The organism is Azospirillum sp. (genome assembly GCF_035627195.1).
Taxonomy (GTDB): domain Bacteria; phylum Pseudomonadota; class Alphaproteobacteria; order Azospirillales; family Azospirillaceae; genus Azospirillum.
Genome location: NZ_DASPMG010000200.1, coordinates 23,997 through 30,851, shown reverse-complemented (window position 1 = coordinate 30,851; position 6,855 = coordinate 23,997). Strand labels below are relative to the sequence as shown.

At 69.4% G+C, this 6,855-nt stretch carries 6 protein-coding genes; all 6 read right to left on the bottom strand.

Annotation, left to right across the window (positions count from 1 at the left end; translation table 11 throughout):
• Nucleotides 1–211: 211 nt before the first annotated feature.
• Nucleotides 212–949 carry a Crp/Fnr family transcriptional regulator gene (locus VED21_RS18625; protein ID WP_324884743.1) on the bottom strand — a complete coding sequence of 246 codons (738 nt, stop codon included), beginning with the start codon at nucleotides 947–949 and terminating at the stop codon, nucleotides 212–214.
• 92 nt (nucleotides 950–1,041) lie between these two features.
• Nucleotides 1,042–1,200 carry a cbb3-type cytochrome oxidase assembly protein CcoS gene (gene ccoS, locus VED21_RS18620; protein WP_324884747.1) on the bottom strand — a complete coding sequence of 53 codons (159 nt, stop codon included), beginning with the start codon at nucleotides 1,198–1,200 and terminating at the stop codon, nucleotides 1,042–1,044.
• Nucleotides 1,139–3,637 carry a heavy metal translocating P-type ATPase gene (locus VED21_RS18615; protein WP_324884741.1) on the bottom strand — a complete coding sequence of 833 codons (2,499 nt, stop codon included), beginning with the start codon at nucleotides 3,635–3,637 and terminating at the stop codon, nucleotides 1,139–1,141. The genes ccoS and VED21_RS18615 overlap by 62 nt, the downstream gene beginning before the upstream one ends.
• Complete coding sequence (locus VED21_RS18610; RefSeq protein ID WP_324884739.1) at nucleotides 3,638–4,153, bottom strand: FixH family protein; 516 nt, start codon at nucleotides 4,151–4,153, stop codon at nucleotides 3,638–3,640.
• A 26-nt stretch (nucleotides 4,154–4,179) separates the two neighbouring features.
• Nucleotides 4,180–5,700: a cytochrome c oxidase accessory protein CcoG gene (gene ccoG / locus VED21_RS18605; RefSeq protein WP_324884737.1), complete on the bottom strand. Its 1,521-nt coding sequence runs from the start codon at nucleotides 5,698–5,700 to the stop codon at nucleotides 4,180–4,182.
• A 261-nt stretch (nucleotides 5,701–5,961) separates the two neighbouring features.
• Nucleotides 5,962–6,852 carry a cytochrome-c oxidase, cbb3-type subunit III gene (gene ccoP / locus VED21_RS18600; protein ID WP_324884735.1) on the bottom strand — a complete coding sequence of 297 codons (891 nt, stop codon included), beginning with the start codon at nucleotides 6,850–6,852 and terminating at the stop codon, nucleotides 5,962–5,964.
• Nucleotides 6,853–6,855 lie beyond the last annotated feature (3 nt).

Sequence of the window (6,855 nt, the reverse complement as noted above, 5' to 3'; positions counted from 1 at the left end):
CCGATGGTCTCTGGACCGTCCATTTCGCCGCCGAGGCGATCGCGCAAGTCGACTTGCGCGATCGCCTCGGTTCGGTCCAACCTGTCAACCATGTCTCCGAACACCTGTAAACCAAGTGTCCGGTCTGAACAGCCTGCGGCTGAACCCAACCTACGGGAACGTCGCGCGTAGGTTGGGTTGAGGCCGCAGCCGAAAACCCAACGATTGGCGCTCAGCTGCCCTCGGCCATGTCGTACATGCCGTCCATGTCGGCGATCTGGATCTTGTTGCCTTCCTGCAACGAGATGACGCCGGCGGTCTTCAGCTGGGTGAAGGTGCGGCTGACCGTTTCGGTGGTCAAGCCCAGGTAGTCGGCGATGTCCGCCCGGCTCATCGGCACGTAGACCGGGTTCTCCTTGTGCCCGCGCCGCGCCGCGCGCTGGGAGAGCATCAGCAGGAACGAGCAGATCTTCTCCCGCGCCGTCTTGCGGCCCAGCAGCAGCATCTGGTCCTGCGCCGCCGCCAGCTCGTTCGAGGCCATGGAGAACAGCCGGCGCTGCATCTTCGGGAACTCGTCCAGCAGCGCCTCCACCTTGCGGCGGGGGAAGCGGCACAGCGAGCAGGTGGTCACCGTCTCGGCCGTGTAGGCGTAGTGGTCGTTGACGGCGAGGCCGAGGAAGTCGCCCGGCATCAGGAAGCCGGTGATCTGCCGGCGCCCGTCGGGCAGCAGTTTGAACAGCTTCACCGTGCCCGAGGTGACGTTGTAGAGCGTGTCGGCCGCGTCGCCCTCGCCGAACAGGGTCTGGCCGGCCTCGATCCGTGCGTTCTGGGCGATGTCGGCGAGGCGGCGCAGTTCCTCCGGTTCCAGGGCGGCGCAGACCGTAAGGATCCGCACGGGGCAGGCCCCGCATGGGTTCATCTCGGTCGTGGCGCCCTTGTCGCGGGCGCGGCCCATGTCGAACGGAGTCATGACGGCACCCGGCCCTAACCGTCCACGGGCCTCATCATGGTCAGATTCTGGAAATATCGCAACCATGCTGCGCGGGCGTGCCTACGAAGGTCTCAGCTCCGTTCGGCGACGTGGCGAGGCTCGGACGGGGCCGGGGCGGTGGGCGCATCGTCGTCGAACAGGATGCGGTGGGCCGCCCCGTCCAGGTCGTCAAACTGACCGGACTTCAGGGCCCACAGGAACGCCCCCAGGCCCAGAAGGCCCAGGCTCACGGCGGCCGCGATCAGGTAGAGAAGCTCGGTCATGGGTCAGATCCTTTACGACCGCGCCGCGGCTGAGGCGCAGCGCGTTCACGATGACGATAATCGAGGAGGAGGACATCGCCAAGGCGGCGATGAGCGGCGTCAGCATGCCGGCCATCGCCAGCGGCACGGCGAACAGGTTGTAGATCAGCGCCAGCGCGAAGTTCTGGCGGACCAGCGTGCCGGAGCGGCGCGCCACCTCCAGCGCCTCGACGATGGGCAGCAGGTTGCGACCCTGGAACACCACGTCGGCGGCGGTCTGGCTGACGTCCACGGCGGTGGAGGGCGACATGGACACGGTGGCGGCGGCCAGCGCCGGCGCGTCGTTCAGCCCGTCGCCGACCATCAGCACGCGCTTGCCCTGGGCGATGAGCCCGTGCAGCACGGCGGTCTTGTCGGCCGGCGTCTGCTCCGCCCGCCAGTCGGCCACGCCCAGCGATTCCGCCACCACCGCCACGGCGGCGCGGCGGTCGCCGGACAGCAGGATGACCTCCAGCCCGCGCGCGCGCAGCGCGCCGACCACGGCGGCCGCGTCGCGGCGCGGTGTGTCGAGGAAGCCGATGCGCAACGGGGCGCCGCCGGGGCGGGCCAGCCACAGCTCGGGACCGGGGGCGTCGCCCTCCGGTTCGGCGGCGTCGACGCCGGTGAAGCGGCGGCTGCCCAGGCGGATCTCGCCGTCGGGCGTGTCGAGGGCAAGGCCGGCGCCCGGCACCTCGCGCACGCCGGTGGCCACCGGCACGCCGGGCACGGCGCGCACCAGCGCGCGGGCCAGCGGGTGCCGGCTGGCGCCGGCCAGCGAGGCGGCGAGCCGCAGGCCGGCGGCGTCCAGGCCGGCCACCTGCGCCTCCGGCCGGCCCTCGGTCAGCGTACCGGTCTTGTCGAACACCACGGTGTCGATGGTGGCGAGGCGTTCGAGCGCGGTGGCGGTCTTCAGCAGGATGCCCTGGCGCATCAGCCGGCCGCTGGCGATCACCTGCACCACCGGCACGGCCAGCGCCAGCGCGCACGGGCAGGTGATGATCAGCACCGCCACGGCGTTCATCAGCGAATCCTGCCAGTCCGCCCCCATCAGGAACGTCCAGCCGAGGAAGGTGAAGAGTGCGGCCAGATGCACGACCGGGGCGTAGTGCTTCGACACGCGGTCGGCGATGGCCACGTACTTGGCGCGGCCCTGTTCGGCCACCTCCATCAGGCGGACGATCTCGGCCAGCAGCGTGCCCTCGCCCACCGCCGTCACGGTCATGCGCAGCGGCGAGGTGAGGTTCAGCATGCCGGCGAACACCTGGTCGCCGGGGCGGACGGTGCCGGGAACGCTCTCGCCGGTGATCAGGCCGGTGTCGAGGTCGGACACGCCGTCGGCCACGCGGCCGTCGACGGGAATGCGCTCGCCCACCGCGACCAGCACGGTGGCGCCGGGGGAAACCTGTTCCGGGGGCAGAATGACCGTGCGGCCGTCGGGCTGCACCACGGTGACGTTGGTGGCCTGGAGGCCGAGGAGCTGTTCGGCGGCGGAGCGCGCGCGGCCGCGTGCCCGCTGGTCGAGGTAGCGGCCGATCAGCAGGAAGAACAGCAGCATCGTTGCGCCGTCGAAATAGGCGTGCAGACCGCTGTTGATCGTCTCGAACAGGCTCATCCCGGCGGTGAGGATGACGCCGATGGTGATCGGCACGTCCATGTTGGTGCCGCCGCGCCGCAGCGCCTGGAGCGCCGAGCGCGCGAAGGGCCGCACGGCGTACGCGATGGCCGGCAGGCCGATCAGCGCCGAGAGCCAGTGCATGAGGTCGCGCGTCGCCGTGCCCATGTCGCCGTAGCCGGACCACACGGACACCGAGAAGAGCATGATGTTGCTGGCGGCGAAGCCGGCGACGGCCATGGAGCGCAGCAGCTCCTTCTCCGCCTTGTTCTGCGCGCTGCCCAGCCGGTCGGGGTCGAAGGGCACGGCGCGGTAGCCCAGGCGCGAGACCACGCCGACCACCGTGTTGGCATCGGTCTCCGCCTCCCGCCACGTCACGGTCAGGCGGCGGGTGGTCATGTTGAGGCGGGCGTGCGCCACGCCAGCTTGGCGGGCCAGCGCCGTCTCGATCAGCCAGACGCAGGCGGCGCACTGCAGCCCGTCGATCATCAGGTGCAGGGTGGCGGTGCCGTCCGCTTCTGCCGTGGCGTCGCGCTTGGCGTGCGTGGCGTAGTCGATGGACGGCGCGTCCTCGCCGTCCGGGCGCAGCGGACGCGCCGAGGGGTCGACCGAGCGCCGGTCGTAATAGCGCTCCAGCCCCAGGCCGCGGACGAGGTCGTACGCGGCCGCGCAGCCGGTGCAGCAGAACGTGCCCGCTTCGGAGGCGTTTTCGGAGGCGGGAACGGGCTCGGCACCGGCCGGCAGGTCCTGCCCGCAGTGGAGGCAGACGGCCATTTACTTGACCCAGATGCGCTTCTGATCCTGGTAGTCGCCCGCCGGGTGGTCGACGACCACGCGCATGTCCCACACGCCGGGCAGCGGCAGGTCGACCGGCTGGGCGTAGCGGCCCTCGCCCAGGTAGGGCAGGACCAGGGTCTGGTCGCTGCCCTGGCTGGTCGGGCGGATGAAGGTCACCGTGACCTTGGCGTCCTTCAGCAGGTTGCCGTGCTTGTCGTGCAGGGTGATGGCGGCGATGCCCTTACCCGGATCGGTCCCTTCGAAGCCGAAGTCGACCTTCCACGCGCGCTCGCTCTGCGCACGCGCACCCGCCAGGTCCTGGTTGTAGCGGATGCCCTTGATGAAGTGCTCCTCGGTCTGCAGCCCGGTGTAGGTGGAGGTGGCGACGTAGACCATCACGCCGTTCACCGCGATCACCACCCCGAAGAAGGCCACGAAGATCCAGGGATACCACCAGCCGCGGGGGCGGCCGTTGCTCATCGTCGGATTCCTGGCGTCGGTGGACATGCTCATCGTCCGTTCGTTTCCCTGGTGTGGGGCTAGCTCCCCGGGGCCAAGAACACGGTGTCGCGCGTCGCGCTCTCACCATTGGCCGAGGTCAGCCTAAAGTTAAGTGGCATGCTCGCCCCTTTCAAACTGGAGCGGGGCGCTGTGACGAAGATTCTGTAGGTGGTGACCGCGTCCGGGGCCGCCGTCAAGCGCGCCTGCGGGGCCGAGACCTCCTGATGCTCGCCCGCCACGGCGATCGCCGCCCCAGCCACGCCGTCCAGCGTGAGGGTGTAGTCGAGCGGGTCGCGGGTCATGTTGGAGATCTTGAAGGTGTAGGCGTTGCGGATGGAGCCGTCGGACAGCGCCACGAACAGCGGCGCGCGGTCGCGCAGGACCGAGATGTCGAGGCCCGGCTTGAGGACCAGACCGGCCGCGATGGCGCCGCCGATGACCGACATCAGCGCCATGTAGATCAGCGTGCGCGGGCGGAACAGCTTGTACGGGCCGGGCTTGCCGGTGGTGGAGAGCGCCACCTGGTTGTTGTGCGTGTCGAACTTCACCAGCCCGGTGGGCCGGCCGATCTTCACCATCACCTCGTCGCAGGCGTCGGCGCACAGGCCGCAGCCGATGCACTGCATCTGCAGGCCGTCGCGGATGTCGATGCCGACCGGGCAGACCTGCACGCAGTTGAAGCAGTCGATGCAGTCGCCCAGGCCCTGGGCCTGCCGCTCCTCCCAGCTCTGCGACTTGCGCAGCGCGCCGCGTCCCTCGCCCCGCCACTCCTCGTAGGTGACGACGAGGCTCTCCTCGTCGATCATCGCCGACTGGAAGCGCGGCCACGGGCACATGTAGCAGCACACCTGCTCGCGCGCGAAGCCGGCCAGCAGGAAGGTGGAGGCGGTGAACAGGCCGATGAAGCCGAGCGCGGTGCTGCTGGCCTCGAAATTGACCATGTCGCGCACCAGCGTCGGCGCGTCGGTGAAGTAGAAGATCCACGCGCCGCCGGTGGCCAGCGAGATCAGCAGCCAGATGGCGTTCTTGGCCGCCTTCCGGCGCAGCTTGGCGAAGGTCCACTTGCCCTGGTCCAGACGGATGCGCTCGCCGCGGTCGCCTTCGACCAGCCGCTCGACCCACAGGAAGAGGTCGGTCCACACCGTCTGCGGGCAGGCGTAGCCGCACCAGATGCGGCCTGCCAGCGAGGTGGCGAGGAACAGGCCGAGCGCGGCCAGGATCAGCGCGCCGGTCAGGTAGTAGATCTGCTGCGGCCACAGCTCGATGAAGAACAGGTAGAAGCGGCGCGCCGGCAGGTCGAGCAGCACCGCCTGGTCGGGCGCGTGCGGCCCACGGTCCCAGCGGATCCACGGCAGGATGTAATAGATGCCCAGCAGCACGATCAGCGCCGCCCACTTCAGGCGGCGGAAACGGCCCTCGACCGACTTCGGGTAGACTTTGGCATGCTTGGCGTAGAGCGACTGCGCCGTCCGGCGGACGGGCTCCCGCTTGGCGCCCTGGGGCGCCGCCGGGGCAGCGGCGGGGGCGGGTTTCTGCTCAGTTTCCGTGACCGTGCTCATGGCTTTGCCTTGCTCTCCCGTAGGCTTTCCACAGCGCCGAAGTGGGTCGGCGATGGGGGCGGACCATGGCGGCAGTTCGCCGCAGGGGCATTGCGAACGGTCAATGTGGCCGTTGCCGGGCCGTGCGGCGATGCGGCGCACCCCGGCGCGGGCGTCGCCGTGTTGAGCGGCGTTGCGTCGTGCTTTACCGGTTGCCTTCCGCCCAAGAAAAATGCCGGGGAGCGAGCTCCCCGGCACTGATCTGAATCAACCGGAGGAGGCTTACTTGCCGCCACCCAGGTTGTGGACGTACACCGCGAGCTGCTTGATCGTGGTGTCGTCCAGGCGCTTGGCCCAGGTCGGCATCACGCCGGCGCGGCCGTTGGTGACCGTCTCGACGATCGTGGCCTTGTCGCCGCCGAACATCCACGCCGCCGTGTTGAGCGGCGGGGCGCCGACGTCGATGCCGGCCGCCACCGAACCCTGGCCCTGGTCGCCGTGGCAGGCGACGCAGTTCTCCTCGAACACGGTCTTGCCCTTCTCGGCCTTGGCCTTGTCCGTGTCGCGCTTGGTGAGCGAGAGCACGTACTCGGCGACCTGGTCGATCTGGTCGCGGTTCAGGATGCCGTCCTTGCCGAAGGCGGTCATGCCGACGCCGACGGTGCCCCGGGTGTCCGGATCATCGGCGCGGATGCCGTTCTTGATGGTCTTGTAGATGTCGGCGGTGGTGCCGCCCCACAGCCACACGTCGTCGGCGAGGCTGGGGAAGCCCTTGGCACCCTGGCCGCCGGCGCCGTGGCAGGCCGCGCAGTTCTCGTTGAACACCGAGCGGCCGCCGGCCATCGCGAAGGCCAGCAGGTCCTTGTCCTTCTGGACCTCGTCCACCGACTTGGCGGCGATGGCCGTCAGGTACTTCTCCTGCGACTTCTTGGCCGCCGCGACGCTGTCGGCGATCTCCTGGCGCATCGACCAGCCAAGGATACCCTTGGTGTAGGTCGTGCCCAGCGGCCACGACGGATACAGCACGTAGTACACGAGCGACCACGCGATGCAGACGTAGAACACCCACAGCCACCACTTCGGCAGCGGGTTGTTGAGCTCCTTCAGGCCGTCCCACTCATGGCCGGTCGTCTCGACTCCGGACAGAGCGTCTTTTTCAACATTCCTAGCCATCGC

Coding starts and splice junctions, on each gene's coding strand:
- VED21_RS18610 (WP_324884739.1), bottom strand. CDS start 4,153: ATGAGCATGTCCACCGACGCCAGGAATCCGACGATGAGCAACGGCCGC.
- VED21_RS18615 (WP_324884741.1), bottom strand. CDS start 3,637: ATGGCCGTCTGCCTCCACTGCGGGCAGGACCTGCCGGCCGGTGCCGAG.
- ccoG (WP_324884737.1), bottom strand. CDS start 5,700: ATGAGCACGGTCACGGAAACTGAGCAGAAACCCGCCCCCGCCGCTGCC.
- ccoP (WP_324884735.1), bottom strand. CDS start 6,852: ATGGCTAGGAATGTTGAAAAAGACGCTCTGTCCGGAGTCGAGACGACC.
- VED21_RS18625 (WP_324884743.1), bottom strand. CDS start 949: ATGACTCCGTTCGACATGGGCCGCGCCCGCGACAAGGGCGCCACGACC.